This is a genomic window from Nonomuraea sp. NPDC050783, from assembly GCF_040802095.1.
Classification (GTDB): Bacteria; Actinomycetota; Actinomycetes; order Streptosporangiales; family Streptosporangiaceae; genus Nonomuraea.
On the sequence record NZ_JBFAHK010000001.1, the window covers coordinates 898,538 to 925,149 of the forward strand.

The 26,612-nt window shown below is 70.7% G+C and carries 23 protein-coding genes; 19 read left to right on the plus strand and 4 right to left on the minus strand.

Annotated features, from left to right (window positions below; translation table 11 throughout):
• The first annotated feature begins 84 nt into the window (after positions 1–84).
• The 11 genes from AB0H75_RS04140 (at position 85) to AB0H75_RS04190 (ending at position 8,254) form a co-directional block, all read left to right on the plus strand.
• Entirely contained in the window at positions 85–507 is a 423-nt protein-coding gene (locus AB0H75_RS04140) for a hypothetical protein (RefSeq protein ID WP_367789983.1), read from the plus strand.
• A 65-nt stretch (positions 508–572) separates the two neighbouring features.
• Positions 573–788, plus strand: a complete 216-nt coding sequence (locus tag AB0H75_RS04145; RefSeq protein WP_367789986.1) for an AtpZ/AtpI family protein — start codon at positions 573–575, stop codon at positions 786–788.
• A 67-nt stretch (positions 789–855) separates the two neighbouring features.
• Positions 856–1,653, plus strand: coding sequence for a F0F1 ATP synthase subunit A (gene atpB, locus AB0H75_RS04150; RefSeq protein ID WP_367789988.1), 798 nt, complete (start codon positions 856–858; stop codon positions 1,651–1,653).
• Positions 1,654–1,733: 80 nt separating this feature from the next.
• Entirely contained in the window at positions 1,734–1,964 is a 231-nt protein-coding gene (gene atpE, locus AB0H75_RS04155; RefSeq protein ID WP_367789990.1) for an ATP synthase F0 subunit C, read from the plus strand.
• Positions 1,965–1,992: 28 nt separating this feature from the next.
• Positions 1,993–2,547: a F0F1 ATP synthase subunit B gene (locus tag AB0H75_RS04160; RefSeq protein WP_367789993.1), complete on the plus strand. Its 555-nt coding sequence runs from the start codon at positions 1,993–1,995 to the stop codon at positions 2,545–2,547.
• Positions 2,547–3,356, plus strand: a complete 810-nt coding sequence (locus tag AB0H75_RS04165; RefSeq protein WP_367789996.1) for a F0F1 ATP synthase subunit delta — start codon at positions 2,547–2,549, stop codon at positions 3,354–3,356. The genes AB0H75_RS04160 and AB0H75_RS04165 overlap by 1 nt, the downstream gene beginning before the upstream one ends.
• A 24-nt stretch (positions 3,357–3,380) precedes the next feature.
• Positions 3,381–5,030, plus strand: a complete 1,650-nt coding sequence (atpA, locus tag AB0H75_RS04170) for a F0F1 ATP synthase subunit alpha (protein ID WP_367789999.1) — start codon at positions 3,381–3,383, stop codon at positions 5,028–5,030.
• Positions 5,031–5,033: 3 nt separating this feature from the next.
• The gene (locus AB0H75_RS04175; protein WP_367790002.1) at positions 5,034–5,936 is read left to right on the plus strand and encodes a F0F1 ATP synthase subunit gamma; all 903 of its coding nucleotides are present in this window, start codon (positions 5,034–5,036) and stop codon (positions 5,934–5,936) included.
• 1 nt (position 5,937) lies between these two features.
• Positions 5,938–7,386, plus strand: coding sequence for a F0F1 ATP synthase subunit beta (gene atpD / locus AB0H75_RS04180; protein ID WP_367790005.1), 1,449 nt, complete (start codon positions 5,938–5,940; stop codon positions 7,384–7,386).
• A 65-nt stretch (positions 7,387–7,451) separates the two neighbouring features.
• Positions 7,452–7,853 (plus strand): F0F1 ATP synthase subunit epsilon, encoded by a 402-nt coding sequence (locus AB0H75_RS04185; protein ID WP_138666580.1) that lies wholly within the window; start codon positions 7,452–7,454, stop codon positions 7,851–7,853.
• Between the two features lie 47 nt (positions 7,854–7,900).
• Positions 7,901–8,254, plus strand: coding sequence for a DUF2550 family protein (locus AB0H75_RS04190; RefSeq protein WP_367790008.1), 354 nt, complete (start codon positions 7,901–7,903; stop codon positions 8,252–8,254).
• 7 nt (positions 8,255–8,261) lie between these two features.
• On the opposite strand, the gene AB0H75_RS04195 is transcribed toward AB0H75_RS04190, so the two are convergent.
• Positions 8,262–8,852 (minus strand): cob(I)yrinic acid a,c-diamide adenosyltransferase, encoded by a 591-nt coding sequence (locus AB0H75_RS04195; RefSeq protein ID WP_367790011.1) that lies wholly within the window; start codon positions 8,850–8,852, stop codon positions 8,262–8,264.
• 127 nt (positions 8,853–8,979) lie between these two features.
• Between AB0H75_RS04195 and AB0H75_RS04200 the strand changes: the two genes are divergently transcribed.
• From AB0H75_RS04200 to AB0H75_RS04215, 4 genes are all read left to right on the plus strand, one after another.
• A complete protein-coding gene (locus AB0H75_RS04200) occupies positions 8,980–9,876 on the plus strand; it encodes an ABC transporter ATP-binding protein (RefSeq protein ID WP_367790014.1) in 897 nt (298 codons plus the stop codon).
• The gene (locus AB0H75_RS04205) at positions 9,873–10,982 is read left to right on the plus strand and encodes an ABC transporter permease (protein WP_367790017.1); all 1,110 of its coding nucleotides are present in this window, start codon (positions 9,873–9,875) and stop codon (positions 10,980–10,982) included. The genes AB0H75_RS04200 and AB0H75_RS04205 overlap by 4 nt, the downstream gene beginning before the upstream one ends.
• A complete protein-coding gene (locus AB0H75_RS04210; protein WP_367790020.1) occupies positions 10,983–12,143 on the plus strand; it encodes a sensor histidine kinase in 1,161 nt (386 codons plus the stop codon).
• A gap of 93 nt (positions 12,144–12,236) precedes the next feature.
• The gene (locus AB0H75_RS04215; RefSeq protein WP_367790023.1) at positions 12,237–12,554 is read left to right on the plus strand and encodes an STAS domain-containing protein; all 318 of its coding nucleotides are present in this window, start codon (positions 12,237–12,239) and stop codon (positions 12,552–12,554) included.
• Positions 12,555–12,677: 123 nt separating this feature from the next.
• Here AB0H75_RS04215 and AB0H75_RS04220 read toward each other — a convergent pair whose 3' ends face one another.
• The 3 genes from AB0H75_RS04220 to nucS form a co-directional block, all read right to left on the minus strand.
• Positions 12,678–13,256, minus strand: a complete 579-nt coding sequence (locus AB0H75_RS04220; RefSeq protein ID WP_367790027.1) for a TetR/AcrR family transcriptional regulator — start codon at positions 13,254–13,256, stop codon at positions 12,678–12,680.
• Between the two features lie 144 nt (positions 13,257–13,400).
• A complete protein-coding gene (locus tag AB0H75_RS04225) occupies positions 13,401–14,870 on the minus strand; it encodes an aldehyde dehydrogenase family protein (protein WP_367790030.1) in 1,470 nt (489 codons plus the stop codon).
• Positions 14,871–14,930: 60 nt separating this feature from the next.
• Positions 14,931–15,593 carry an endonuclease NucS gene (gene nucS, locus AB0H75_RS04230; RefSeq protein ID WP_367790033.1) on the minus strand — a complete coding sequence of 221 codons (663 nt, stop codon included), beginning with the start codon at positions 15,591–15,593 and terminating at the stop codon, positions 14,931–14,933.
• 68 nt (positions 15,594–15,661) lie between these two features.
• Between nucS and AB0H75_RS04235 the strand changes: the two genes are divergently transcribed.
• From AB0H75_RS04235 to AB0H75_RS04250, 4 genes are all read left to right on the plus strand, one after another.
• Positions 15,662–15,952, plus strand: coding sequence for an ATP/GTP-binding protein (locus AB0H75_RS04235; protein WP_367790036.1), 291 nt, complete (start codon positions 15,662–15,664; stop codon positions 15,950–15,952).
• Between the two features lie 25 nt (positions 15,953–15,977).
• Positions 15,978–16,682, plus strand: coding sequence for an alpha/beta hydrolase (locus tag AB0H75_RS04240; RefSeq protein ID WP_367790482.1), 705 nt, complete (start codon positions 15,978–15,980; stop codon positions 16,680–16,682).
• Between the two features lie 180 nt (positions 16,683–16,862).
• Complete coding sequence (locus AB0H75_RS04245) at positions 16,863–20,192, plus strand: LamG-like jellyroll fold domain-containing protein (protein ID WP_367790039.1); 3,330 nt, start codon at positions 16,863–16,865, stop codon at positions 20,190–20,192.
• A 58-nt stretch (positions 20,193–20,250) separates the two neighbouring features.
• Positions 20,251–26,532: an RHS repeat domain-containing protein gene (locus AB0H75_RS04250; protein ID WP_367790042.1), complete on the plus strand. Its 6,282-nt coding sequence runs from the start codon at positions 20,251–20,253 to the stop codon at positions 26,530–26,532.
• The last annotated feature ends 80 nt before the right edge of the window (positions 26,533–26,612 follow it).

Consider the following 26,612-nt stretch of genomic DNA (forward strand, 5'->3'; position numbering starts at 1 on the left):
ATATCTTTCACGAGCAGGGGCTCCCGGACGCACATGTCCGAGGGGTAGCAAACGCTCGCTTGATAACATGTTGATGGAGCACCGATGCAGGCCAACGACGTGCGCGTACTCAAGAGCGCCGCGATACCGACCCTCGCGGTCGGGGTGGTCGCCGTGCTGGTCTCCCTCTTCCTCGCCGGTGGCAAGGGAGCGCTGGGCGCGGCCCTGGGCACCTTGCTGGTCGGGGTTTTCTTCAGCGTCAGCGTGGTAGCGGTGTCGTATGCCGCCCGGGTCTCCCCCCAGATGATGGCGATCGCGGCGATGCTCAGCTACCTCGTCAAAGTCATCGTCATCATGATCGTGCTGAACGCGTTCCGCGACACCACGGTCTGGAACACGCTGGCATTCGCCTGGGCCGTGGTCATCTGCACGCTCGTCTGGACCGGTTTCGAGGTCCGGGCGTTCGCGAAGACCAAGATGCTCTACGTCGACCCCGAGGCCCGGGTCCCCGGAAAGGGTGACTCGTGAGGCCGCCGATCGGGCGGGGCCCGATATGACTAGTCCTCTGTCCGCCTGCTATCGTCGGGGCCGCGATGAGCGCACAGGAACGCCGACCGGAGACAGACGGTCGCGACTTCGCCGACGCCATGTGGTCAGTCCCCAGCTATCTACTCGCCGGGATGGCCTTCTACGGCGGTCTCGGGTGGTTGCTGGACCGGTGGCTGGACATGTCCGCGTTCTTCCCCATAGGCGTGATCCTGGGGGTTGTGCTCGCCGGCTACCTGGCCTACCGGAAGTTCGGTCGCTAGCCCGGCGCAGCGATCACTCCGCCGAGGTAACTCTTGTGATCCACTACGACGTTGAAGGGAACGCCGCGTGAGTGCGCTGACGGTCCTCGCTCCTCATGGCGATCAGTTCGGGGCGCCTACGCCTGGCGAGCTGTTCGACCTGCCGCCCATCATCCCGGGGGTCGACTGGTTCACCAAGCCGGTCCTGCTCGCCATCCTCACCTCGATCGTGGTGATCGCCCTGTGCTGGGGCGCCTTCGCCAACCCCAAGATCGTGCCGAGGGGCCTGCAGAACGTCGTCGAGTACGGCTACATGTTCGTCCGCGACCAGGTCGCCCGGCCCTTCCTGGGCAAGGACGCCGACCAGTGGATGGGCCTGCTGGTCTCGATCTTCTTCGTGGTGCTGCTGTGGAACTTCATGGGCGTCATCCCCGTGCTCCAGTTCCCCGTGGCCTCGCACATCGCCTTCCCCATCGTGCTCGCGGGCCTGATCTACATCCTCAAGATCTACCTCGGCATGAAGCACCAGGGCCCCCTCGGCTACTTCAAGAACATGATGTTCCCGCCCGGGCTGCCGAAGTTCATCTACGTGCTGCTCGCGCCGATCGAGTTCTTGTCCAACCTGATCATCGCCCCCTTCACGCACGCGGTCCGACTCTTCGCGAACATGTTCGCGGGCCACATGCTGCTGGCCTTCTTCAGCATGGTCGGCTTCTGGTTCCTGTTCGAGAAGCTGACCCCGCTCGGCGCCCCCGTCGGCGTGGTCGGCGTGGTGATGACGATTGTCCTGACCGGCTTCGAGATGTTCATCCAGTTCCTGCAGGCGTTCCTGTTCGCGATGCTGGCGGCGATGTACATCGGCAACTCGCTCCACGCTGAGCACTGAGCACCACCGCACACCACAACGGAATGTCCATGACCGGTGTTACCCACTTCACCGGCCGTTAAGTAAAGGAATACAACACCATGAGCATCCTCGCTGAGGTCTCCGGCAACGTCACCGCCATCGGCTACGGTCTCGCCGCCATCGGCCCCGGCATCGGCGTCGGCATCATCTTCGGTCAGGGCGTGCAGGCCATCGCGCGCCAGCCCGAGGCTTACGGCCTGATCCGCCAGAACATGCTCCTCGGCTTCGTCCTCACCGAGGCCCTCGCCCTGATCGGTCTGGTGGCGCCGTTCATCTTCTCGGCCCTCTAAGTCGCCCCAACTGACGAAAGGCTGCACCATGATTGTCAAGGCAGCTACGCTCCTCGCGGCGGAGGAGGGTGGCAACCCTCTGATCCCGCACACGTACGAGCTCGTCGTCGGTATCTTCGCGTTCCTCGTCGTCTTCCTCGTCGTCGGGCGCATGCTCGTGCCGCGCATCCAGAAGACGCTGGCCGAGCGCACGGACGCGATCGAGGGCGGCATCAAGCGGGCCGAGGAGGCCCAGGCCCAGGCCCAGGAGCTGCAGCGTCAGTACGCGGCCAACCTTGAGGAGGCCCGGCGCGAGGCCGCCAGGCTCCGCGAGGAGGCCCGCGAGCAGGCCGCGCAGATCAAGGCCGAGCTCCGCGAGGAGGCGCAGGCCGAGGCGCGCCGCCTCGTCGAGGCCGCGCACGCGCAGATCGAGGCCGACCGTCAGGCGGCCTTCGCGCAGCTCCGCGCCGAGATCGGTCGCCTGTCGACCGAGCTGGCCGGCCGCATCGTCGGCGAGTCCCTGGAGGACGAGGTCCGCCAGAGCCGCATCGTCGACCGGTTCCTCGACGAGCTGGAGAGCTCCAACGCGCAGGCGGTGCGCTGATGCGCGGTCTGAGCAGGACGTCGCTGGCCGAGGTCGAGGAGCGGTTCAACGCGGTGGCCGGCAGTGCCGACCTCGGAACGCTCTCCGACGAGCTGTTCGCGGTCGCGGATCTGCTCGACCGCGAGCACGGCCTGCGCCGCGCCCTGTCCGACCAGGCCAGGGCGGCCGAGCAGAAGGCGGCCACCGCCCGCGCGCTGTTCACGGGCAAGATCAGCCCCGCCGCGCTCGCCACCGTCGAGGCGGCGGTCGCGGCCCGCTGGTCGCGCACCGGTGACCTGGCCGACGCCCTCGAACGGCTCGGCGTGGTGGCCGCGGCCGCCGAGGCCGAGAGCCTGTCGCAGCTCGACGAGGTGGAGGACGAGCTCTTCCGCTTCGGCCGGGTCGTGGCCGCCAACCCCGACCTGCGCCGGGCCCTCGCCGACGCCGCCGCGCCCGCCGAGGGCAAGCGGCAGCTGCTGCGCGACCTGCTCAGCGGCAAGGTGGCGCCCACCAGTCTGCGCCTCATCGCGCAGGTGGTAGCACACCCGCGAGGACGTAGCCTGGAAGTAGGGCTGGAAGAGTTCGGCCAGCTCGTGGCGCAGCAGCGCCAGCGCCTCGTGGCGGTGGTCCGCAGCGCGGTCGAGTTGACCGAGCAGCAGAAGCGGCGCCTGGTGTCGTACCTGCGCACCTCCTACGGCCGTGACGTACACCTGAACGTCGAGGTGGACAAGCGAGTGCTCGGTGGGTTCTCGGTCCGCATCGGCGACGAGATCATCGACACCACCATCCTGGGACGAATCGAAGAAGTCCGCCGCCGGTTGGCCGGCTAGGCGAAATAGGGAGACAGAGTAGAGATGGCGGAGCTTACGATCCGGCCGGACGAGATCCGGGACGCGCTTGAGCGCTTCGTCCAGGCGTACGAACCGGAAGGCGCCGCGCGCGAGGAGATCGGGACCGTCGTCGACGCCGGCGACGGCATCGCCCATGTCTCCGGCCTGCCCTCGGCGATGGCGAACGAGCTGCTCGAGTTCGAGAACGGCACGCGCGGCCTGGCACTGAACCTCGACACCCGCGAGATCGGTGTCGTCATCCTGGGCGAGTTCAGCGGCATCGAGGAGGGCCAGACGGTCCGCCGGACGGGCGAGGTCCTGTCCGTGCCCGTCGGCGACGACTTCCTCGGCCGCGTGGTCGACCCCCTGGGCAACCCGCTCGACGGCAAGGGCGCCATCGCCGCTGAGGCGACCCGCGCGCTGGAGCTGCAGGCCCCCTCGGTCGTCCAGCGGCAGCCCGTGAAGCAGCCGCTGCAGACCGGCATCAAGGCGATCGACGCCATGACGCCGATCGGCCGTGGCCAGCGCCAGCTGATCATCGGTGACCGCGGCACCGGCAAGACCGCGATCGCCGTGGACACCATCCTCAACCAGCGCGAGGCCTGGGCCTCCGGCGACCCGGCGCAGCAGGTGCGCTGCGTCTACGTCGCCGTCGGCCAGAAGGGCTCGACGATCGCGCAGGTCAAGGCCCGGCTGGAGGAGGCCGGCGCGATGGAGTACACCACCATCGTGGCCGCTCCCGCCTCCGACCCGGCCGGTTACAAGTACCTCGCCCCGTACACCGGCTCGGCCATCGGCCAGCACTGGATGTACCAGGGCAAGCACGTCCTGATCGTCTTCGACGACCTGACCAAGCAGGCCGACGCCTACCGTGCCGTGTCCCTGCTGCTGCGTCGCCCGCCGGGCCGCGAGGCCTTCCCCGGCGACGTCTTCTACCTGCACTCCCGGCTGCTGGAGCGCTGCGCCAAGCTGTCGGACGACATGGGCGGCGGCTCGATGACGGGCCTGCCGGTCATCGAGACCAAGGGCAACGACGTGTCGGCGTTCATCCCGACCAACGTCATCTCCATCACCGACGGCCAGTGCTTCCTGGAGACCGACCTGTTCAACGCCGGTGTCCGCCCGGCCATCAACGTCGGTATCTCCGTCTCCCGAGTCGGTGGCTCCGCGCAGGTCAAGGCCATGCGCAAGGTCGCCGGCACGCTGAAGCTGTCGCTGTCCCAGTACCGCGACCTGGAGGCGTTCGCCGCGTTCGCCTCCGACCTCGACGCCGCCTCCCGGGCTCAGCTCGACCGTGGTCAGCGGCTGGTCGAGCTGCTCAAGCAGCCCCAGTACTCCCCGTTCCCCGTCGAGCGCCAGGTCGTGTCGGTGTGGGCCGGCACCACCGGTGAGCTCGACGAGGTGCCGGTCGAGGACATCCGCCGTTTCGAGCAGGAGTTCCTCGACTTCCTGCAGTCCTCGCACAAGGGTGTCTTCGACAGCATCCGCGAGACCAAGGACCTGGGCGACGACACGGTGACCACCCTCAAGGACGCCATCACGGAGTTCAAGAAGGGCTTCACCACCTCCTCGGGCGAGCTGCTGGTCAAGGACGAGCCGGTCGCTCCGCTGGAGGCCGACGAGGTCGGCCAGGAGAAGATCAAGAAGGTCGTCCGCCCGGCGACGGAGAAGTAGCTCATGGGTGCCCAGCTAAGGCTGCTGCGGCGGCGGATCAACTCGGTCAAGTCGACCGCGAAGATCACGCGCGCCCAGGAGCTCATCGCCTCCTCACGGATCGTGCGGGCGCAGCAGCGGATGCAGGCGGCGCTGCCGTACGAGCGGGAGATCACCCGCGCGGTCACGGGCGTCGTCAGCAACGCGGCCAGCGTCGACCATCCGCTGACCGTGGCGAAGGAGAACCCCGCCAAGGCGGGCGTCCTCATCGTCACCAGCGACAGCGGTTTCTGCGGCGGCTTCAACGCCAACGTGCTGCGCGAGGCCGAGGCCCTGCGCGGGCTGCTGGAGAGCCGCGGCCTGGAGGTCACGCCGTTCGTCACCGGCCGCAAGGGTGTCACCTGGCACTCCTTCCGGCACCGGTCGATGGGCGGCGAGTGGATCGGCTTCTCCAGGAAGCCGGCCTACGCCGACGCCAAGGAGATCGCGGGCGTGCTCCTCGAGTCGTTCAAGGACGAGAACGGGATCGACGAGATCCACGTCGTCTCGACCGAGTTCGTCTCGATGCTGACCCAGAACGTCGTGGTCAAGCGGATCCTGCCGCTGGAGATCGAGGAGACCGAGGCGACGGAGTCCAACGCGATCCCGCCGTACTTCGAGTTCGAGCCGACCGCCGGTGACGTGCTGGAGTCGCTGCTCCCGCGTTACGTGGAGTCCCGGATCTTCACCGCGCTGCTGCAGTCGGCGGCCTCGGAGGAGGCCGCGCGGCGGCGCGCCATGAAGTCGGCGACCGACAACGCCAACGAGCTGATGCGGGTGCTCACCCAGCAGATGAACCAGGCTCGCCAGGCCGAGATCACCCAGGAAATCAGCGAGATCGTCGGTGGGGCCAACGCGCTCGCTGACGCCGCAGCGGGGAAAGAGTGAAATGACTGCAGAGGCTGTTGAAACTGTAGAAGCCCCCGCGGCCGGCACAGGCCGCGTGGCACGCGTCACCGGCGCCGTCGTCGACGTGGAGTTCCCCGTCGACGCGATGCCCGACATCTATAACGCGCTCAAGGTCGAGGTGACCCTCGGCGGCGAGACCAAGACGCTGACCCTGGAGGTCGCCCAGCACCTGGGCGACAACCTGGTCCGCGCCATCTCCATGCAGCCCACCGACGGCCTGGTCCGCGGCCAGGCGGTCCAGGACACCGGCGCGCCGATCTCGGTGCCGGTCGGTGACGTCGTCAAGGGCCACGTGTGGAACGCGCTGGGCGAGACGCTGGACGTCCCGACCGCGTCGCTGAAGATCGAGGAGCGGTGGGGCATCCACCGTCCGGCTCCGGCCTTCGACCAGCTGGAGTCCCGCACCGAGCTGCTGGTCACCGGCATCAAGGTCATCGACCTGCTCACCCCGTACGTGCAGGGTGGCAAGATCGGCCTGTTCGGTGGCGCCGGCGTGGGCAAGACGGTGCTCATCCAGGAGATGATCCGCCGTGTCGCCCGCAACTTCGGCGGTACGTCGTGCTTCGCCGGTGTCGGCGAGCGCACCCGTGAGGGCAACGACCTCTGGCTGGAGATGGAGGAGGCGGACGTCCTCAAGGACACCGCGCTCGTCTTCGGCCAGATGGACGAGCCGCCGGGCACCCGGCTGCGGGTCGCCCTGTCCGCCCTGACGATGGCGGAGTACTTCCGCGACGTGCAGAAGCAGGACGTGCTGCTCTTCATCGACAACATCTTCCGCTTCACGCAGGCCGGCTCCGAGGTCTCCACCCTGCTCGGCCGCATGCCGTCCGCGGTGGGCTACCAGCCGACGCTGGCCGACGAGATGGGCGTGCTTCAGGAGCGCATCACCTCGACGCGCGGTCACTCGATCACCTCCATGCAGGCGATCTACGTGCCCGCCGACGACATCACCGACCCGGCCCCGCACAACGCGTTCGCGCACCTCGACGCGCAGACCGTTCTGTCGCGGCCGATCTCGGAGAAGGGCATCTACCCCGCGGTGGACCCGCTCGACTCCTCCTCCCGCATCCTCGACCCGCAGATCGTGGGCGAGGAGCACTACCGGGTGGCCCAGGAGACCAAGCGGATCCTGCAGAAGTACCGCGAGCTCCAGGACATCATCGCGATCCTCGGTATCGACGAGCTGTCCGAGGAGGACAAGGTCACCGTCCAGCGGGCCCGCCGCATCGAGCGCTTCCTGTCGCACCCGATGTACGCGGCCGAGGCCTTCACCGGCCAGCCGGGCGAGACCGTGCCCCTGGACGAGACCATCGCCTCCTTCAAGGGCCTGTGCGCGGGTGAGTACGACCACCTGCCCGAGCAGGCGTTCTTCATGGTCGGTGGCATCGACCAGGCGGTGGCCAAGGCCGAGGAACTCAAGCGTCGCTAATCGCCTAACGGTGGCGGCGCGGGCGTCGTCCCGCGCCGCCATCTGATCGGAAAGGAACCTGCATCGTGGCGAAGCTACGCGTAGGGGTTGTCTCACCCGAGCGTGAGATCTGGTCGGGCGAGGCCGACATGGTGATTGCCAAGACCGTGGACGGCGAGATCGGTATTATGCCGCAACACGCACCTGTGCTCGGCGTCCTCGTCGAGGGCGGCGTGCTGCGCGTCAAGCGGGAGGGCGAGGGCGATCTCGTGGCGGCCGTTCACGGCGGGTTCATCTCCGTGGCCGACAATGAGGTGTCCGTGCTCGCCGAGGTCGCCGAGCTCGGGTCGGAGGTCGACGTCGCGGCTGCCCGTGACGCTCTCGACCGGGCTCAGGCCTCGATCGAGGCCAACCAGGAGGACGCCGACGCGGCGATCGAGGCCAAGCGTGCCAGGGCTCGGCTCCGCGCGGCTGGCGAAGAGGTATAACACAGGTTTCAGGGGGCGGCATGGTGGCGACGGTCGGGATTCTCGTAGTGCTGCTTGCCGCCCTCGGGGTGTTGCGCGCGGTGATGCTCACGCGCTCGCGCGGCAGCGTACCCTGCCGGCTGCGGGCCGGTGACCAAGGCTGGCGCGGCGGGGTGGCCCGCTACGCCGACGGGGAGCTCCACTGGATCCCGCTCCTGGGCGTCCGACTGAGGCCGCGCCACGCGATCGCGAGGCGCGGCCTCGTCGTATCCGCCCGGCGCGAGCTCGGCGACGGGCTCTACGCGGTGGACTGCAGCGGCAGCACGCCCGGCCTGTCGCTGGCGATGAGCGCGGACGCGCTGACGGGCTTCCTGGCGTGGCTGGAGTCCGCGCCGCCCAGCGCCTACCTCGACGTGGCCTGACAGGCGCTCAGCGGGTGCCTCCGGGCCTCCAGAGGATCTCCTGGCCGGCGTGGGCCACCCGGCAGGCGATGAACAGCAGGTCCGACAGCCGGTTGAGGTAGGTGGCCGTCAGCCGGTTCATGTCGTCGTGCGCTTCCAGGGCGGCCCAGGTCGAGCGCTCGGCCCGGCGCACGGTGACGCGGGCCACGTGCAGCGCGGCGGTGGCGGGGTCGCCGCCGGGCAGGATGAAGCTGCGCAGCGGCCGCAGGTCCGCGTTGAGGCGGTCGCACTGCTCCTCCAGCCGGTCGATGTAGGACTGCTCGACCCGCAGCGGAGGGAACTCGGGGTTGTCGGTCACCGGCGTGGCCAGGTCGGCCCCGACGTCGAACAGCTCGTTCTGGACGCGGGCCAGCAGCTCGGCCAGCTCGCCGGGCAGCGTGCCGAACGACAGCGCCAGCCCGAGGTGGGCGTTGGCCTCCTCCACGTCGGCGTAGGCGGCCAGCCGCGGATCGGTCTTGGCGGTCCGGCTCATGTCGCTCAGGTTGGTGGTGCCGTCGTCACCGGCACGCGTGTAGATGCGGGAGAGGACGACCGGTTTGTCCTTGTCGGCGCGCGTCATGGCCTCAGCGTAATGACAAAAGTCATCCGGATCGGACGCGGGATGCACCCCCGGCCCGTGATTTCTCCGACTACCTGGATGAACTGGGCGAAGGCCACTATTGACCCATGACGAAGGAGAGGACCTGATGCTGGAGATCAGCGAGCTGCGCAAGCGCTTCGCGGGCGGCCCCGACGCCCCCGGCGACAAGGTCGCGCTGGACGGTGTCGGCTTCACGGTGCGACCGGGTGAGATGTTCGGGTTCGTGGGCGCGAACGGCGCCGGGAAGACGACCACCATGCGCATCGTCATGGGGGTGCTCCAGGCGGACTCAGGCTCGGTGAGCTGGCAGGGCCGGCCGCTCGACTACGAGGCCCGCCGCCGCTTCGGCTACATGCCGGAGGAGCGCGGGCTGTACCAGAAGATGCGGGTCGCCGAGCAGATCGAGTACTTCGGCCGGCTGCACGGGCTGAGCGCCCCCGCCGCGAGGAAGGCCACCGAGGAGCTGATGGAGCGGCTGGGCGTGGCCGAGCGCAGGAACGACGCGGTGCAGGCGCTGTCGCTGGGCAACCAGCAGCGCGTGCAGCTCGCGGTGGCGCTGGTGCACGACCCCGAGGTGCTGGTGCTGGACGAGCCGTTCTCCGGGCTGGACCCGATCGCCGTGGACGCGCTGGCCACGACGTTGCAGGAGCGGTGCAGGGGCGGCGTGCCGGTGATCTTCTCCAGCCACCAGCTCGACCTCGTCGAGCGGCTGTGCGACTCGGTCGGCATCGTCTCGGCCGGGCGCATGGTGGCCTCCGGCACGGTGGCCGAGCTGCGCTCGGCCGAGGGCGACACGCTGCGCGTGGTGGTGCGCGACCCCGCCCCCGGCTGGTCGGACGGCCTGCCGGGCACGGTCACCGTCCAGGGCGACCGGCACGTCCTGCGCGTCAACGGCGGCGACGACCAGGAGATCCTGCGCCGCGCGATCAAGGCCGGGCACGTCGAGCACTTCGGCGTCGAGCACCCGACCCTCACCGAGATCTTCAAGGAGGCCGTGGCGTGAACGGTGCGATGCTGGTCGCCCGCAGGGAGATCGTGACGCAGGTCCGGACGAAGGGGTTCGTCATCGGCCTGCTGGTGACCGCCCTCCTGGTGGCGGCGGTCTCCTTCGCGCCCAAGCTCATGGGCGGGTCGGACTCCTACACCCTCGGCACCGTCAACAGCCAGCGGCTCCCGCTGGAGGCGGCGGCGCCGGAGGCGGAGTTCGAGTGGCGCTCGTTCCCCGACGAGGCCGCGGCCCGGCAGGCCGTGCTCGACGGGGACGTGGACGCGGTGCTGGTCGACGGGGCCAGGGTGCTCACGCGGGGGCAGCTCGACGAGCAGCTCGGCGTGCTGTTGCAGAGCGTCAACCGGGAGGTGAGGCTCGGCGCGGCGGGCGTGTCGATCCCGCCGTTGCAGGTGCAGCCCGTGGACCCCGGCGCGCAGTACGAGTCGGCCCGCACCGGGATCGCCGTGGTGCTCGTGCTGGTGCTGTTCATGCTGCTCATGAGCCAGGTCATGATGGTGGCGATGGGCGTGGTCGAGGAGAAGGGCAGCCGGATCGTGGAGATCCTGCTGGCCACGCTGCGCCCGTGGCAGCTGCTCGCCGGCAAGATCATCGGGCTCGGGGTGATCGGCCTGATCAACCTGGTCACGATCCTGGGCGTCGGCCTCGCCGCCGCGTCGGTCTCCGGCCTGGCCGCCGACTTCCCGCCCGGCCTCGCGGGGCTCGTGGTGGCGGTCCTGGTGTGGTTCGTGCTGGGGTACGCCTTCTTCGCGACGCTGTCGGCCGCGTTCGCCTCGCTGGTCTCCCGCCAGGAGGAGGTCGGCACCGTCATGTCGCCGCTGACCATGGTCATCATGGTGACCTACTTCGTGGCCTTCTACGCCACCAGCGACCCCACGGGCACGCTGGCCACGGTGGTGTCGTACGTGCCGCCGTTCTCGTCGATGGTCATGCCGGTGCGGATGGCGGCGACCGAGGTGCCGCTGTGGCAGGTAGGCGCGTCGATGGCGGCCATGGTGCTGGCCGTGCTCGCGGTGCTGTCCTTCGGGGCCCGCGTGTACCGGCGGGCGGTGCTGCGCACGGGCGCCCGGCTCAAGCTGGGCGACGTGCTGCGCGCCAAGTAGGTGAACGAGCTCCAACGCGCACGGCGCGTCACCTGGATCATCCTCCTGTCCGGTCTGGTCCTGATGTGGATTCTGCTCGCGCTCGACAGCGTGACCCTCATCAGAGCGGGCGGGTTCCCCTGGTGGCGCGCCGTGCCCGCGTCCGCGGCCGCGCTGGGCTTCACCTGGGTGGCCTGGCGGGCGATCGACGCCCTGATCGCCGGCCGCTACCCGCTCCGCGAGGTCGTGGCCACCGCGGCCCTCGCGATGGCCGGGGCGGTCGCCGGCGGGGGCAACCCCTTCGGCTGGGGCTTCATGCTCATGACCTGGCTGACCGTCGCCACGCTGCGGGTGAGCAAGCGCACGGCGGTCCTGCAGGCGGCCGGGACCTTCGTGGCCGCCGTGGGGATCGGCGTGCTGGGGGTGGTGACCGGGACGGGCGACGCCGGCCTGAGCGTGGGGGAGGCGGTCTTCGTCTACGGCGCGGTCTCCTGCCTCTGGTGCGCGATCCTGCCGCCGTCCGGCCGGTTGTGGTTGTGGATCTGGGGGCTGGCCGTGCAGGCGCACGAGGGCCGGGAGGCGCACACGCGGCTGGCGCTGGCCGAGGAGCGGCTGCGCTTCGCCCGCGACCTGCACGACCTCGTGGGGCACCGGCTCTCGGCCATCGCCGTCAAGACCGCGCTGGCCGCCCGCCTGGCGGACGCCGACCCGGCGGCGGCCAGGTCCGAGATGACCGAGATCAACACGCTCACCCGGCAGGCGCTGCGCGAGCTGCGCGAGGCCGTGCGCGGCTACCGCGAGCTCGACCTGGCCGCCGAGCTGGACAGCGTGAAGGCGGTGCTCGAAGCGGCCGGGGTCCGCTGCGAGACGCGCCTGCCCTACCGCGACCTGCCCGGCGGGCTGGCCCCCGTCTTCGCCTACGCCGTGCGCGAGGCGGTCACCAACGTGCTCAAGCACAGCACGGCGACGTTCTGCGACATCACCATCCGCTTCACGGCCGAGCAGGCGCGGCTGACCGTCCGCAACGACGGGGTGGCCCGGCGGCAGGCCGATGACCTGGGCAGCGGCCTGGCGGGCATGGGGGAGCGGCTGGCCGCCGTGGGCGGCGAGCTGGAGGCCCGCCCGACGGGAGAAGGAGAGTTCCTGCTCGAAGCTGTCGTGTCCCTGCCCGTAGATGGGTAGAGGTGACATGCAGGAGGCTCGTCCCGCGCGCGAGTGCGCACGAGCCGAGCCGGCTGTGCGCGTGCGTGAGGAGCGCGTGATTGAGGAGGTGGCATGCGCGTCCGGGGCAATCCGAGGGCTCAGGTGGTGCGGATCGGGGCCAGGCTCGACGCCGGCACGTCAGCGGGGGTGCGCGAGCTGCTGCACGACGCGCTCGACGCCGGTGAGGGCGACCTGATCCTCGATCTCTCCAAGCTGGAGATGATCGACGCGACCGGCCTCGGCGTGCTCGTGGGCGCGCATCGGCGCGCGCTGGGCGCGCAACGCCGCCTCGTCCTACGGGGGGTGCCACCGCGGATCATGCGGATCCTGGCGGTGACCCGGCTGAATCGGGTCCTGCACGTGGAGGCTCAGCCGGCCGCGGTGGCCTGAGGGGACATATCGGAGCGGGCGACGATCAGCCGCCGCCCGCTCTTTCGCGACTTAGACAAAATCCAGATTACGGCTGGCACGCATCCATGACATATGACGCTGAATACAGCGGCTAATGCTGATTTATCCGGTGTGTGCCGGGCGCGTACTGCTCGCCGTCGCGGGGCCGCCGAGGCTCCTCATGAAGATGTGCACGGCGGCCGCCACCAGTTCGTCGATCGCCGGCTGCGTCTCGGACAGCAGCCATTCGATGAGCAACTCCTGTAACGCCCCTATGACTCCGAGTGCCAGCAGGCGCCGATTCAGGTGCGGCTCCTGGGGGAATTCGGCGGAAGCCTCCTGGATGATCCGGGCGAAGGCATCCACGGCCCGCTGGCGCGACATTGTCAGGACATCTCCTGATCTGCGCACCTCAACGTGCATGATGCGAGCGCGCCGCCAGTCGGCCGTGGCGAACTCGATATAGGCGCGAATGCCGGCCTTGATCCGGCCGTCAAGCGTGTTGGGCGCTTCCTGTAACGCTTTGGCCACGACCGCCAGGCTTTCCTCCACGCACCGCTCGTGCAGCGCCTGAAGCAGCTCCTCGCGCCCACCGAAACATTCGTAGAAGGCGCGGTTGGAGATCCGCGCCTCCGAGCACAACCTTTCGATGGTCGTCGCCGCGAAACCCGGCTTCGCGTATAGCGTGTAGGCGGCTGTCATCAGCCGCTCGCGTCTGTCTGCCAGCCTTTGCTCAGCCGACATTCCCCGGTAAGACCGGTTCACAATCCACCCGTCCAACATGATCGTGGCCCCCAGAGCACACAATTATGGACGGATGATCCGTTTAGGGAAAGGGTGCGAAGATTATCTTTTACGTCGTCCGTGCAAGAACGTGACAAGTCTGATCAGTCGCTCAAGTTCGGCGGGGCCGCGGGAGAACGAGGTCAGGTTCATCCCGGGCATCGCGAAACGCTGCCGCGAGATGGCCTTCGGCCTGGTGAACTCGCGCAGGCCGTCGGCCCCGTGGATGCGTCCGAAGCCCGAGTCTCCCACACCGCCGAACGGCAGCGCCGGCACCCCGGCGAACGAGATGACCGAGTTGATCGCCGTCATGCCGGTACGCATGAGGCGGGCCAGCTCCGTCGCCCGGCGCGCGTTCCTGGAGAACACCGTCCCGCCCAGGCCGTACGCCGAGGCGTTGGCCAGCTCCAGCGCCTCCCGCGCGTCGCGGGTACGGCGGACGGTGATGGTCGGGCCGAAGGTCTCCTCGCGCACGGCGGGGGAGTCCTCGGGCACGTCCTCGACGATGACCGGGTCCACGTACGGCGGCCGCACCGCCTCCGGGCCGCCCGCGACCACCCGGCCCGCCTTGGCGGCGTCGTCGATGTGCCGCTTGATCACCTCGACCTGGGCGGGCATGGTGATCGGCCCGTACTCCTCGCCGGCCCGCACCCGGCTCACCCGCTCCGACAGCTCCCGCATGAAACCTTCATAGACCGCGTCCACGACGTAGACCCGCTCGACGCCCACGCACGTCTGCCCCGCGTTGGACATCGCGCCCCACAGGCAGGCGTCGGCGGCGGCGCTCAGGTCGGCGTCGGCGTCCACGATGAAGGCGTCCTTGCCGCCGCACTCGGCCACGATCGGCGTGAGGTTGTCGGCGCAGGCGGCCATGACACGCTTGGCCGTGGCGGTCGATCCGGTGAAGGCGATCTTCCGTACCCGGGGGTCGCCCGCCAGCGCGGCGCCCGTCTCGCCCAGCCCGGTGACGGCCTGGAACACCGGCCGCTCGGGCACCGACTCGGCGAACAGCTCGGCCAGCCGCACCCCGACCCCGGGAGTGAACTCACTCGGCTTGAACACCACGGCGTTCCCGGCCGCCAGCGCGTACGCGATCGACCCCATAGGGGTGAAGACCGGGTAGTTCCAGGGCCCGATGACCCCCACGACGCCCAGCGGCAGGTACTCCAGCGTGGCGGCCAGGTTGAGCCCGATCATCCCGGTGGCGACCCGCCGCCGGCCCAGCACCTTCTGCGCGTTGCGCGCGGCCCAGTCGAGGTGGGTGATCGCCAGCACGATCTCCAGCGTGGCGTCGCCCACCGGCTTGCCGGTCTCCTCGTGCACCAGCCGGGCCAGCTCGCGCAGGTGGCGGGTGACGACGGCCTTGTAGTCGAGCAGCCGGCGCCGCCGCTCGGCGTGCCCCAGCCCCGCCCACCAGGCGGCGGCCTCCTCGGCCCGCCCGACGGCGGCCCGTACGTCCTCAGGCCCCTGCTTGGGATGACTCCCGACGACCTCACCGGTGGCCGGGTTCAGCGATTCGAACGTCGTGGTCATGCCGCCACGATAATCCGGTAAGCCAGCGCTTACTAGGGCGGCCGGGGCGGCGGGGCCGGGTCAGAACAGGGTCGGGTTCTCGGGCTCGATGCCGCGCAGGGCGTCGTAGTCGAGGGTGACGCAGTGGATGCCGCGGTCGGTGGCGAGCACCCTGGCCTGGGGCTTGATCTCCTGGGCGGCGAAGACGCCGCGGACCGGGGCCAGCAGCGGGTCGCGGTTGAGCAGCTCCAGGTAGCGGGTGAGCTGCTCGACGCCGTCGATCTCGCCGCGCCGCTTGATCTCGACCGCCACCGTGGCCCCCAGCGCGTCGCGGCAGAGGATGTCGACGGGGCCGATGGCCGTCATGTACTCGCGCCGGATCAGGGTGTAGCCCTCGCCCAGCGTGGTGATGTGCTCGGCGAGCAGCTCCTGGAGGTGGGCCTCCACGCCGTCCTTGATCAGGCCGGGGTCGACGCCCAGCTCGTGGCTGGAGTCGTGGAGGATCTCGGCCATGGTCAGGACCAGCTTCTCGCCGGTCTTGCCGTGGGTGACCGTCCAGGTCTCGCCGTCCTCCTTGAGCCTGCACGGCGGGTTCATCCAGTTGAGCGGCTTGAACGCGCGGTCGTCGGCGTGGATGCTCACGCTGCCGTCGGCCTTGATGAGCACGAGCCTCGGCGCCATCGGCAGATGTGCCGTGAGCCTTCCGATGTAATCCACGCTGCACCGCGCGATGACCAGCCGCATGACGATCCACCTTAGCGGCTCTGGAAAACTGGACGCATGGCGTTCGCAGGGTCTGGAGGCAGCACGGGATGAGCCCGAGAAGGGCCCGCCGGAAGGAGTCCTCCCGTCCCCTCGGTTCTCCGGCCGGCCTGGACAAGGTGGAGGAGTGGCCGGACGGCCAGTGGAAGGTCCGCATGCTCACGGGCGCGTCCTCGACGAAGGACTACCGCTGCCCGGGGTGTGACCAGGAGATCCGCCGCGGCCAGTCGCATCTGGTGGCCTGGCCCGACTGGGCGGGCGGCGACGAGGAGCGCCGCCACTGGCACCAGCCCTGCTGGCGCAAGAGGCTCGATCGCGGCCCCGGCCGCAGCCGTTACTGAGGAAAAGCCCCCGAGAGGAACGATGGTGGAGATTCGCGCGGCGACCGTGCTGCCGGCCCGGCGGGAGCCGATCGAGCTGCACACGGCCGACGGCCTGACCCTGGTCGGCGAGCTGGCCCTGCCGCTCGACCGCCCGCCGGTCGCGACGCTGGTGACCCTGCACCCGCTGCCGACCCACGGCGGTTTCATGGACAGCCACGTCTACAAGAAGGCCGCCAACCGCCTGCCGGCCCTGGCCGACCTGGCGGTGCTGCGCTTCAACACGCGCGGCACCTCCTCGGAACGCGGCACCTCCGAGGGGGCGTTCGACGGCGGCGAGGGCGAGCGGTACGACGTCGCCGCCGCGCTGGAGTACGCCGAGTTCCACGACCTGCCGCACGTGTGGGTGGTCGGCTGGTCGTTCGGCACCGAGCTGGCGCTCAAGTGGGCCCACGACCCGCTGGTGGAGGGCGCGATCCTGCTCTCGCCGCCGCTGCACAGGGCCACCGAGGCCGACCTGGACGCCTGGGCGCGCTTCGGCCGGCCGCTGGTCGCGCTGGTGCCCGAGTTCGACGACTACCTGCGGCCGGAGGAGGCGCGCGAGCGTTTCGCCCGGGTGCCGCAGGCCGAGGTCGTCGGGGTGGACGGGGCCAAGCACCTGTGGGTGGGGGAGCCGTACGTGCGCATCGCGCTCGACGAGATCGTCAAGCGGGTCAACCCTTCGGCATACCCGCTTCCCACCGAGATATGACGACAATTTGCAGATAGCTGCGGCCTATGAAGCTTTTCTTGAACAATATGAGCAGAACTCTGGACCCGCCGACTGACGCAGGGTGAGAATCCGAGCGTCAACCGAAGATCGTGGAGACGCCGGACGGCCTCCGTTCCGCGCGTAACCCCTGCTCAGCATGGGCGAGGACAGATGCGGGTCGTGCGTTCGATCAGTGCGGCGGCGATGGCGTTCCCGATGGTGGTGGCGGCTCTGGCGCAGGTGCCGCCCGCCGCGGCCGAGACCCCTCCGGCGGCGCATGCCGCGGCGCCGCCGGAGCAGGCCGCAAGAGACGACGGGCAGGACGTAGGAAACGACGGGCAGGCCGCGAAGGGCGACGGGCCGGGCGCGGAGAGGCAGGCGTCGATCCTGGCCCGGCGCGAGAACCGGCGCGTCGAGGTGGAGTCCCTGCTCAGCGAGACCCGCCAGGTCTTCGCCAACCCGGACGGCACCTTCACCCTGGAGCAGCACGCCCGCCCGGTGCGGGTGCGCAAGGACGACCGCTGGGTCCCCGTGGACACCACGCTGCGGCTGCGGCCCGACGGCGCGGTCGAGCCCGTCGCCACCGCGGCCGGGCTGACGTTCTCCGGCGGCGGCCAGGCGCCGCTGGCCCGCCTGTCGCGCGGGGCCAAGGCCCTGGAGCTGGGCTGGCCGGGCACGCTGCCCAAGCCGACGCTGAGCGGCGACACCGCCACCTACCCCGAGGTCCTGCCGGGCGTGGACCTCCAGGTCACCGCCGACGTGGACGGCTTCTCCCACCTGCTCGTGGTCAAGTCCAGGGACGCGGCGCGCAGCGTGAGCGAGCTGACGTTCCCGCTGACCGCTCACGGCCTGTCCGTCGCCACCGACAAGGCGGGCAACCTGGAGGCCCGCGACGAGCGGAAGGGCACGATCTTCATCGCGCCCACGCCGAAGATGTGGGACTCCGAGGGCATCGCCGGCCCGAAGGCGCTCAGGGAGGGCCGCTCGCCCGAGGCGCGGGAGGCCAGGATGGGCGTGGAGCTGACCGGCCGGCAGCTCAGGCTGCGGCCGGACCGCGCGATGTTGTCCGATCCGCGGACCAAGTACCCGGTCTACCTGGACCCGTACTTCTCGGCGGCGCGCGGCGCGTGGACGGCCGTCTGGAGCAACTGGCCCAGCTCCAACTACCTCAACTCCAGCGACGTCGCCCGGGTGGGCCACGTCGACTCGCAGACCAACCGCTCGTTCTTCCAGATGAACACCGGCTCGACGATCCACGGCAAGCAGATCATCAAGGGGACGCTGCGCACGTACGAGACGTGGTCGTACTCGTGCAGCGCCCGCAAGGTCGAGGCGTGGGCGACGAACGCGATCAGCAAGAGCACCACCTGGAACAACCAGCCCAAGTGGGTCACCAAGCTGTCCACGGTCAACGTGGCCAAGGGCTGGGGCTCGTCCTGCATGCCGGGCGGCGTCGAGTTCGACGTCACCGCGCAGGTGGCCAACGCCGCCGCGGGCAAGTGGGCCAACATCACCATCGGCCTGCGGGCGACCAGCGAGAGCGACGTCTACGCCTGGAAGAAGTTCAAGAACAACCCGAGCCTGGTCATCGAGTACAACTCGCTCCCGTCCGCGCCCGCCGCCGCCGACGCCTGGTCCGACCCGGGCGGCCCGTGCGCCTCCGGCGACGACCGGCCGGTGATCAGCACCACCACGCCGAAGCTGTGGGCCAAGCTCAAGGACGCCGACAACTCGGTCAAGGGCCGCTTCGAGTGGTACGACGCCGCCGGCACCAAGATCGGCGAGTACGTCACCCCGCTCGGCTCCTCCGGCACCGCCTTCTCCGCGACGATCCCGGCCGCCCTGTACGCCGACGGCGCCCTGCTGCGCTGGCGGGTCCGCGCCGAGGACGGCAAGGCCACCAGCGCCTGGAGCCCGTGGTGCGAGGCCACGGTGGACGCCACCGCGCCAGGACGCGAGCCCGAGGTCTCCTCACCGGAGTACGCGGAGAACGCCTGGAGCGACGGCCTGGGCCTGGCGGGCTCGTTCGCCTTCGGCCCCAACGGCGTCCCCGACGTGGCCTCCTACGTCTACGGGCTCGACGCGAACCCGAGCGTGCCGGTCACGCCCGGCGAGGACGGCAGGGCCACGATCCGGCTCACCCCGCGCCACGACGGCCCCAACGTGCTGTCGGTCCGCAGCAAGGACCGCGCCGGGCAGCTCGGCCCGATCCGCACGTACGTCTTCAACGTCAACCCCGGCCGCCCGCCGGCCGCCCACTGGCCGCTGGACGAGGGCCAGGGCGGCACGGCCGGCGACGCCACGGGCGCCCACCCGGCGACCCTGTACGGCACGGCGTGGACGGCCGGCCGCACCGGCTCGGGGCTGAGGCCGGCCGGCGGCTACGCCCAGACCGCCGGCCCGGTCACCGACACCAGCCGCAACTTCACCGTCGCCGCCTGGGCCCGCCTGACCTCCAACGCCGCCACGGCCACCCTGCTCACCCAGGAAGGCGGCAGGACCGGCGCGTTCGCCCTCCAGTACTCCAAGGCCGACGACCGCTGGGCGCTGGCCGGCACGGCCGCCGACGCCGACGGCGCGGCGACCACCCGGGCCCTGTCGGCCGCCGCGCCCCGCCTGAACGAGTGGACCCACCTGACCGGCGTCTACGACGCGGCGGCCGGGAAGCTCTCGCTCTACGTCAACGGCCGCCTGGAGTCCGCGGTCGCCTTCGCGCAGCCGTGGAACGCCACCGGCCCGCTGACCGTCGGCCGCGGCAAGGCGGCCGGGGCCCCGGCCGAGCCCTGGCCGGGCGACGTGGACGACGTGCGGGTCTACGGCCGGGCGGTGTTCGCCGACGAGGTCGCCGACCTGATCCACAGCGCCTCCACGCTGGTCGGCCACTGGAAGCTGGACGAGGAGAGCGGCACCGCCGCCGCCGACTCCTCCGGCCGGGCCACGCCCGCGACGCTCACCGGCGCCGCCTCCTGGACCTCCGGCTGGCTGGACGGCGCGCTCGCGCTCGACGGCACCACCGGCGCGGCCCAGACGGCCAGGCCCGCCGTCGTCACCTCCGGCGGCTTCACGGTCGCCCTGTGGGCCCAGCTCGACTACCTCCCGGCGGCCGACGCCGCGGCGGTGGCGCAGACCGGCAACCGGGCCGCCGGGTTCCAGCTCGGCTACGACAAGGCCCAGCAGCGCTGGACGTTCGGGATGGCCGGCGCCGACACCGACACCGCCACCCTGGTACGGACCCGCTCCGACTCCCTCGCCAACCCGATGGAGTGGACCCACGTGGCCGGCGTGTACGACCCGCTGGCCGGGGAGCTGCGCGTCTACGTCAACGGCCGCCTGTCCGCCACCACGGTCACCGCCCACACCAGCACCTGGAACGCCACCGGCCCGCTGCACCTGGGCCGCACCAAGAGCGCCGGCGTCCTGACCGGCCACTGGCCGGGTGCCGTGGACGACGTCCGCACCTATGACGGCGTGCTCGACGCCGACCAGATCGCCCAACTCGCCGCCCAATAACCCTCCTTTCGCCCAGTACACCCCCTCCAAGAGCAGCACCACCCGACTGGGAGAGTCCATGGATCTGCCGAGTGAGTTAGAGCTGCCCGAATCCCGCTGGAACCGTCCTCCGGAAACTCCGGAACTCGCCGACGCCCCCGACTCCTACTGGAACCGCTTCCTCCACCCGAAGCCCGAGTCCCCCTGGCCGCGCCGCCTGGCCACGGTCCTGTCCGTCATCCTCATCGCCCCCATGGCGTACGCCATGCCCGCCGAGGCCGCCCCTCGCCCCGCTCCCCGGGTGCAGCGGGAGACCCCGGTCAAGGGCGGCAAGGTCCCGGTCCTGCCCCCGCTGGACAATCCGGTCACCAAGCAGGCATGGACGGCCCCGCCCGGCGTGAGCTGGCCGAAGCCGCAGACCGCCGAGCTGGGCGGCACGGACGCGGCGGCCAGGACCCTCGCCGCGGGCGACTTCCCGATCAGGCTGGCCCCGCCGCGGAAGGCCGCGAAGAACGCCAGGTCCGCGGAGTCGGCCGAGTCGGCCGAGGCGGCCGAGGCGACCCCCGTCAAGGTCGAGCTGCTCGACCCCGCCAAGTCCGACCGGCTCGGCCTCACGATGCGCGTCTCACCGGCCGGGAGCGCGGCGGCCGCCCGCTCGGCCGGCAAGGCGACGACCCGGCTGGAGATCGACTACTCCTCGTTCCGCTACGCCTACGGCGGCGACTACGGCGCCCGCCTGCGCGTGGTGAAGCTGGAGGAGTGCGCGCTCACCGGCGCGGCGGACTGCCCGCAGCCCACGCCGGTCAAGAGCGAGAACAACGCCACGGACGGCACGGTGACCGCCGAGGTCGAGACGGCCGGCCTGTACGCGGTGACCGCCGCGCCGTCAGGACCGTCGGGCGACCACGCCGCCACCTCCCTGTCGGCGGCGTCCGACTGGAGCGTCGGCACCCAGTCCGGCGACTTCAGCTGGAACTACGAGCTGCGCGTGCCGCCGTCGCTGGGCGGCGAGGAGCCGGAGGTCTCGCTCGGCTACTCCTCGCAGAGCGTGGACGGGCGCACGGTGTCCACCAACAACCAGACGTCCTGGGCCGGAGAGGGCTTCGAGCTGAACCCCGGCGGCTTCATCGAGCGCCGGTACAAGTCGTGCATGCTCGACGGCAAGAAGACCGGCGACCTGTGCTGGGACCAGGACAACGCCATCATGTCGCTCGGCGACTCGTCGGTCGAGCTGGTCAAGGACGCCACCACCAAGCAGTGGCGGCCCAAGCGTGACGACGGCACCAGGATCGAGTACCTGACCGGCGCCACCAACGGCGACAACAACGGCGAGTACTGGCGGGTCACCACGCCGGACGGCACCCAGTACACCTTCGGGCTGAATCGGCTGCCCGGCTGGGCCAGCGGCAAGGCCGAGACCAAGTCCGTGCAGACCGTGCCGGTGTTCGGCAACAACAGCGGCGAGCCCTGCTACAGCAGCACCCCGGCCAACGCCTGGTGCCAGCAGGCCTACCGGTGGAACCTCGACTACGAGGTGGACACGCACGGCAACGCCACCACGTACTGGTACGAGCGCGAGACCAACTACTACGGCCGTACCATGAAGCCGGAGCTGGGCACCCCGTACGTGCGCGGCGCGTACCTCACCCGCATCGACTACGGCTACCTCGGCAACGAGCTGTTCACCAAGCAGCCGGCCGCCCGCGTGGTGTTCGACGTGGCCGAGCGCTGCCTGCCCAGCGGCTCGGTCACCTGCGCGCCCGAGCAGCTCAAGAAGGAGACCGCGGGCCACTGGCCGGACGTGCCGTTCGACCAGATCTGCGACAGCGGGGTGAAGTGCACCGACCGCCTCGCGCCGACGTTCTTCACCCGCAAGCGGCTGGCCAAGGTCACCACGCAGGTGCGCAACGCCGCCGGCCAGTTCACCCCGGTGGACTCGTGGGCGCTGACGCACCAGTTCCCCGCCTCCGGCGACGGCATGAGCCCGGCGCTGTGGCTGGCCTCGATCCGGCAGACCGGCCACGTGGGCGGCACGATCACGTTGCCGCCGGTGACGTTCACCGGCGTGCAGCTGCCCAACAGGGTGGACGCGAACGAGGGCCGGGCGCCGCTGGTCAAGTGGCGGGTGCAGGCCATCGACAACGAGTACGGCGGCGAGCTGCGGGTCAACTACTCGGCGGCCGACTGCAAGCCGGGCGACGTGCCCGCGGCCGACAAGAACACCAGGCGCTGCTTCCCGCAGCGCTGGGCCCCGCCGAACGAGACCGAGGTCACCGACTGGTTCCACAAGTACCTGGTCACCCAGACCCTGGAGGTGGACCGGGTGGCCGGCTCGCCGAACGTGGTCACCGACTACGAGTACCTCGACGGCGCGGCCTGGCACTACGCCGACAACATGCTGGTCAAGCCCGAGCACCGCACGTGGGCCGACTACCGCGGCTACGGCCGGGTCCGCGTCCGCGAGGGCGACGGGCAGGACGGCAAGCGCACGCTGACGGAGTTCCGCTACTTCCGCGGCATGCACGGCGACAAACTGGCCGACGGCTCCAAGCGCAGCGTCCAGGTGGAGGACTCCGAGGGCGTCAAGCGGGACGACCTCGACCAGCTCGCCGGGTTCGAGCGGGAGGAGATCCTCTTCGACGGTGACGGCGGCGCGGTGCTGACCGCGACCGTGCAGGACGCCTGGTCGGCCAAGACCGCCGAGTCCACGCAGGGCGGCGTCACCAAGACCGCGTACGTGGTGCAGCCCGCGTCCATGGTCACCCGCACGGCGGTGTCGGGCGGCAAGTGGCAGCGGACCGGCGAGGATCGCGCGTACGACACCAAGGGCCTGCTGCTGCAGGTCGAGGAGAAGGGCGACCTGGCCACCGCCGACGACGACCAGTGCATCCGCTACACCTACGCCCGCAACGACACGAGCTGGATGCTCGACTTCCCCAGCCGGGTGCAGAAGGTCGCGGCCGGCTGCGCCACCGGGACGGCCAAGCTGGCCGCCGACGAGATCCTGTCCGACGAGAAGATCCAGTACGACGGCCAGTCGCACGGCCAGGCCCCGACCAAGGGCGACGTGACCACGGTGCAGGAGCTCGTCTCGCCCGACGGGCAGACGATCACCGGCAGCGCCCGCACGTACGACGCCTACGGCCGCGAGACCAGCGAGACCGACCCGGTCGGCACCAAGTCCGTCACCACCTACGTCCCGGCCTCCGGCGCCCTGCCGACGGAGACCACCGAGACCAACCAGCTCGGCCACACCGAGCGCACCCTGCTCGAACCGGCCTGGGGCGAGCCGACCGCCGAGATCGACGCCGCGGGCCGGCGCGTGGACATGGAGTACGACGCGCTCGGCCGGCTCATCAAGGTCTGGCAGCCGGACCGCAGCAAGGCCGCCGACCAGTCGCCCAGCACCGAGTTCTCCTACCAGGTGCGCAACGACGGCCCCAGCGTCGTCACGACCAAGACGCTGAACGCCGACGGCAGCTACACCACCAGTCACGAGCTGTTCGACGGCCTGATGCGCGAGCGTCAAACCCAGGAACCGGCCCCCGTCGACGACCAGGCGCAGGATCCGGCGCTGCGCGAGGGGCGCACGATCACCGACACCTTCTACAACTCCCAGGGAGAGGATCACAAGGCCAACACCGGCTACTTCGCCACCGGCAAGCCGTCCACCGACCTGCTCGCGGTGGCCGACGCCGCCGTCCCCACCCAGGTCGTGTCGCTGTACGACGGCACGGGCGAGGTCAACGCCGAGGTCTTCAAGGTCAAGGGCGTGGAGAAGTACCGCGTCTCGGTCAAGGACCAGGGCGACCGGCTGGACATCACGCCGCTGCCGGGCGACACCGCCACCACCCGGATCGGTGACGCGCACGACCGGCTCGTCGAACTGCGCCAGTACAAGGGCTCGACCCCGACCGGCGAGTACGAGTCCACCAAGTACACCTACGACCGCGCCGGCCGGCTGGCGACGGTGACCGACGCGGCGGGCAACGTCTGGCGGCACCACTACGACCTGCGCGGCCGGGAGATCAGGACGGAGGACCCCGACAAGGGCGTCACGACCACCACGTACAACGACGCCGACGAGATCGTCACCACCACCGACGCGCGCGGCAGGACCCTGTGGTACGGCTACGACGCCCTCGGCCGCAAGACGCAGCTGCGCGAGGGCTCGGCGACCGGCACGCTGCTGGCCGAGTGGAAGTACGACGGGCTGGCCAAGGGCCACATGCACGCCGCCATCCGGTACGTGGACGGGCAGGCGTACACCGCCGAGATCAACAACATCGACGCCGACTACCGCACGCTCCGCCAGACCGTGACCATCCCGGCACGGGAGGGCAAGCTCGCGGGTTCCTACCAGCTCAACACCCGCTACACGCTCGACGACCAGGTCCAGTCGATCAGCTTCCCGGCCGGCGGCGGCCTGGCCGAGGAGTCGGTCGTCTACGGCTACGACGGGCTGAGCCAGCCGGTCAAGGTCACCGGCCTGTCGGCGTACGTGAGCGCGGCCCGTTACAGCAAGCTCGGCGAGACCCTCCAGTACGAGCTGGGCGAGGGCAGCAAGAAGACCTGGCTGACCTACACCCACGACGAGGGCACCCGCAGGCTCACCAGCATGCGGCTGGACCGGGCCGGCGCGCCCGCCAGCGACCTGGACCTGTCCTACAGCTACGACGCGGCCGGCAACGTCACCAAGATCGCCGACCGGGCCGTCCAGGACACCCAGTGCTTCACCCACGACCATCTGCGCCGGCTGACCGCCGCGTGGACGGCCACCGACGACTGCGCGAGCGGCGCCCCGCAGTCCGGCAAGATCGGCGGCGTGGCCCCGTACGCGGTCAGTTACGCCTACGACGTCACCGGCAACCGTACGAAGGAGACCAAGCACGCCTGGGGCGGCGCCGCCGAGCAGGTGCGCACCTACACCTACCCGGCGGCCGGCGGCAAGCAGCCGCACGCGCTGCAGAGCGTCGGCGCCGACCTGTTCGGCTACGACGCCGCCGGCAACACCACCAGGCGCAAGGTCGGCAACGCCGACCAGACCCTGGTGTGGGACGCCGAGGGCAACCTGGAGTCGGTGACCGAGGGCGGCAGGACGACCTCGTTCGTCTACGACGCCGACGGCGACCGGCTGCTGCGCAAGACGCCCACCGACGCCACCCTCTACATCGACGACATGGAGCTGCGGCTCGACTACGCCAAGGACACCGTCGAGCAGACCCGCTACTACACCATCGGCGGCGAGGCCATCGCGGTGCGCACGCCGGACAACCAGGTCTACTTCATGGCCAACGACCACCAGGGCACGGCACAGGCCATGGTGAACGCCGGCACCGGTGACGTGGCGATCCGCAGGCAGACCCCGTTCGGCGAGGACCGGGGGGCACCACCGCCGTGGTGGCCGGGACAGCGCGGCTTCGTCGGCGGCACCAAGGACGCCACCACCGGGCTCGTGCACCTCGGCGCCCGCGAGTACGACCCCGCCAACGGCCGCTTCCTCTCGGTGGACCCGATCATCGACGAGGGAGAGCCGCAGCAGCTCAACGCCTACTCCTACGCCAACAACAGCCCCGTCACGATGAGCGACCCCGACGGCCAGCTCTTCTGGATCGTGGTCGGCATCGCGGCGCGGATCGCGGCGCGCGAGTTGGCCAAGAGGCTGGCCGCCGCGGCGGCGCGGCGGGCGGCCGCGGCGGCCGCCAGGCGGGCGGCGCTGGCCGCGGCCCGGCGCAGGGCCGCCGCGCTGGCCAGGAAGCGGGCCCTCGAGGCGGCCAAGCGGCGGGCCGCGGAGGCCGCCAAGAAGCGGGCCGCCGCCGAGGCCAGGAAGAGAGCCGCGGAGGCCGCCAAGAAGCGGGCGGCCGCCCTGGCCAGGAAGAAGGCGGCGCTGGCCAGGCAGCGGGCCGCCGCGGCGGCGGCCCGGCGACGGGCGGCGGCCGCGAAACGACGGGCCGAGGCGGCCCAGCGGCGCGCGGCGGCCGCGCGCAGGGCGGTGACCAGGCGGGCCGCCAGGCCGTCCAAGGCCACGGTCCGGCACCGTCCCGCCGTCCGCCCGACCAGCCGTAAGGCGGTCCAGCGGCAGACGCCGCCCAAGGCCCAGCGCACGCCGCCGAACTCCGCGCAGCCGCGCGGGCTGAGCGAGGCGCAGAAACGCTCGATCGACCAGCAGCTCGGCCGGGTGCAGCCCACGGGTTCGTACACGAGGGGGGCTCCCAGGGAAGCTGACGGCATCGCCCACCAGGGCACCGCGTGGGGTCCGGCGTCGAAGCCGTACGCGTCGGAGACGCCGCGCTCGAAGATGCCGACGGTGCTCTATCGCCTGTGGGAGGTCTTCCGGCCGCCGGCCATTCCCCCGAACTGATCAGCAGCCGGATCGGAGAAAGGACGCATCGGGCCCCCGCCCCGGACGGACACCCGTCCGGGACGGGGGCTCCCGCGTTC

Coding starts and splice junctions, on each gene's coding strand:
- atpE (WP_367789990.1), top strand. CDS start 1,734: ATGAGCATCCTCGCTGAGGTCTCCGGCAACGTCACCGCCATCGGCTAC.
- AB0H75_RS04250 (WP_367790042.1), top strand. CDS start 20,251: ATGGATCTGCCGAGTGAGTTAGAGCTGCCCGAATCCCGCTGGAACCGT.
- atpA (WP_367789999.1), top strand. CDS start 3,381: ATGGCGGAGCTTACGATCCGGCCGGACGAGATCCGGGACGCGCTTGAG.
- AB0H75_RS04195 (WP_367790011.1), bottom strand. CDS start 8,852: ATGACGCGCGCCGACAAGGACAAACCGGTCGTCCTCTCCCGCATCTAC.
- AB0H75_RS04160 (WP_367789993.1), top strand. CDS start 1,993: ATGATTGTCAAGGCAGCTACGCTCCTCGCGGCGGAGGAGGGTGGCAAC.
- AB0H75_RS04145 (WP_367789986.1), top strand. CDS start 573: ATGAGCGCACAGGAACGCCGACCGGAGACAGACGGTCGCGACTTCGCC.
- nucS (WP_367790033.1), bottom strand. CDS start 15,593: ATGCGGCTGGTCATCGCGCGGTGCAGCGTGGATTACATCGGAAGGCTC.
- AB0H75_RS04225 (WP_367790030.1), bottom strand. CDS start 14,870: ATGACCACGACGTTCGAATCGCTGAACCCGGCCACCGGTGAGGTCGTC.
- AB0H75_RS04215 (WP_367790023.1), top strand. CDS start 12,237: ATGCGCGTCCGGGGCAATCCGAGGGCTCAGGTGGTGCGGATCGGGGCC.
- AB0H75_RS04220 (WP_367790027.1), bottom strand. CDS start 13,256: ATGACAGCCGCCTACACGCTATACGCGAAGCCGGGTTTCGCGGCGACG.
- AB0H75_RS04175 (WP_367790002.1), top strand. CDS start 5,034: ATGGGTGCCCAGCTAAGGCTGCTGCGGCGGCGGATCAACTCGGTCAAG.
- AB0H75_RS04165 (WP_367789996.1), top strand. CDS start 2,547: ATGCGCGGTCTGAGCAGGACGTCGCTGGCCGAGGTCGAGGAGCGGTTC.
- atpD (WP_367790005.1), top strand. CDS start 5,938: ATGACTGCAGAGGCTGTTGAAACTGTAGAAGCCCCCGCGGCCGGCACA.
- AB0H75_RS04235 (WP_367790036.1), top strand. CDS start 15,662: ATGAGCCCGAGAAGGGCCCGCCGGAAGGAGTCCTCCCGTCCCCTCGGT.
- AB0H75_RS04140 (WP_367789983.1), top strand. CDS start 85: ATGCAGGCCAACGACGTGCGCGTACTCAAGAGCGCCGCGATACCGACC.
- AB0H75_RS04200 (WP_367790014.1), top strand. CDS start 8,980: ATGCTGGAGATCAGCGAGCTGCGCAAGCGCTTCGCGGGCGGCCCCGAC.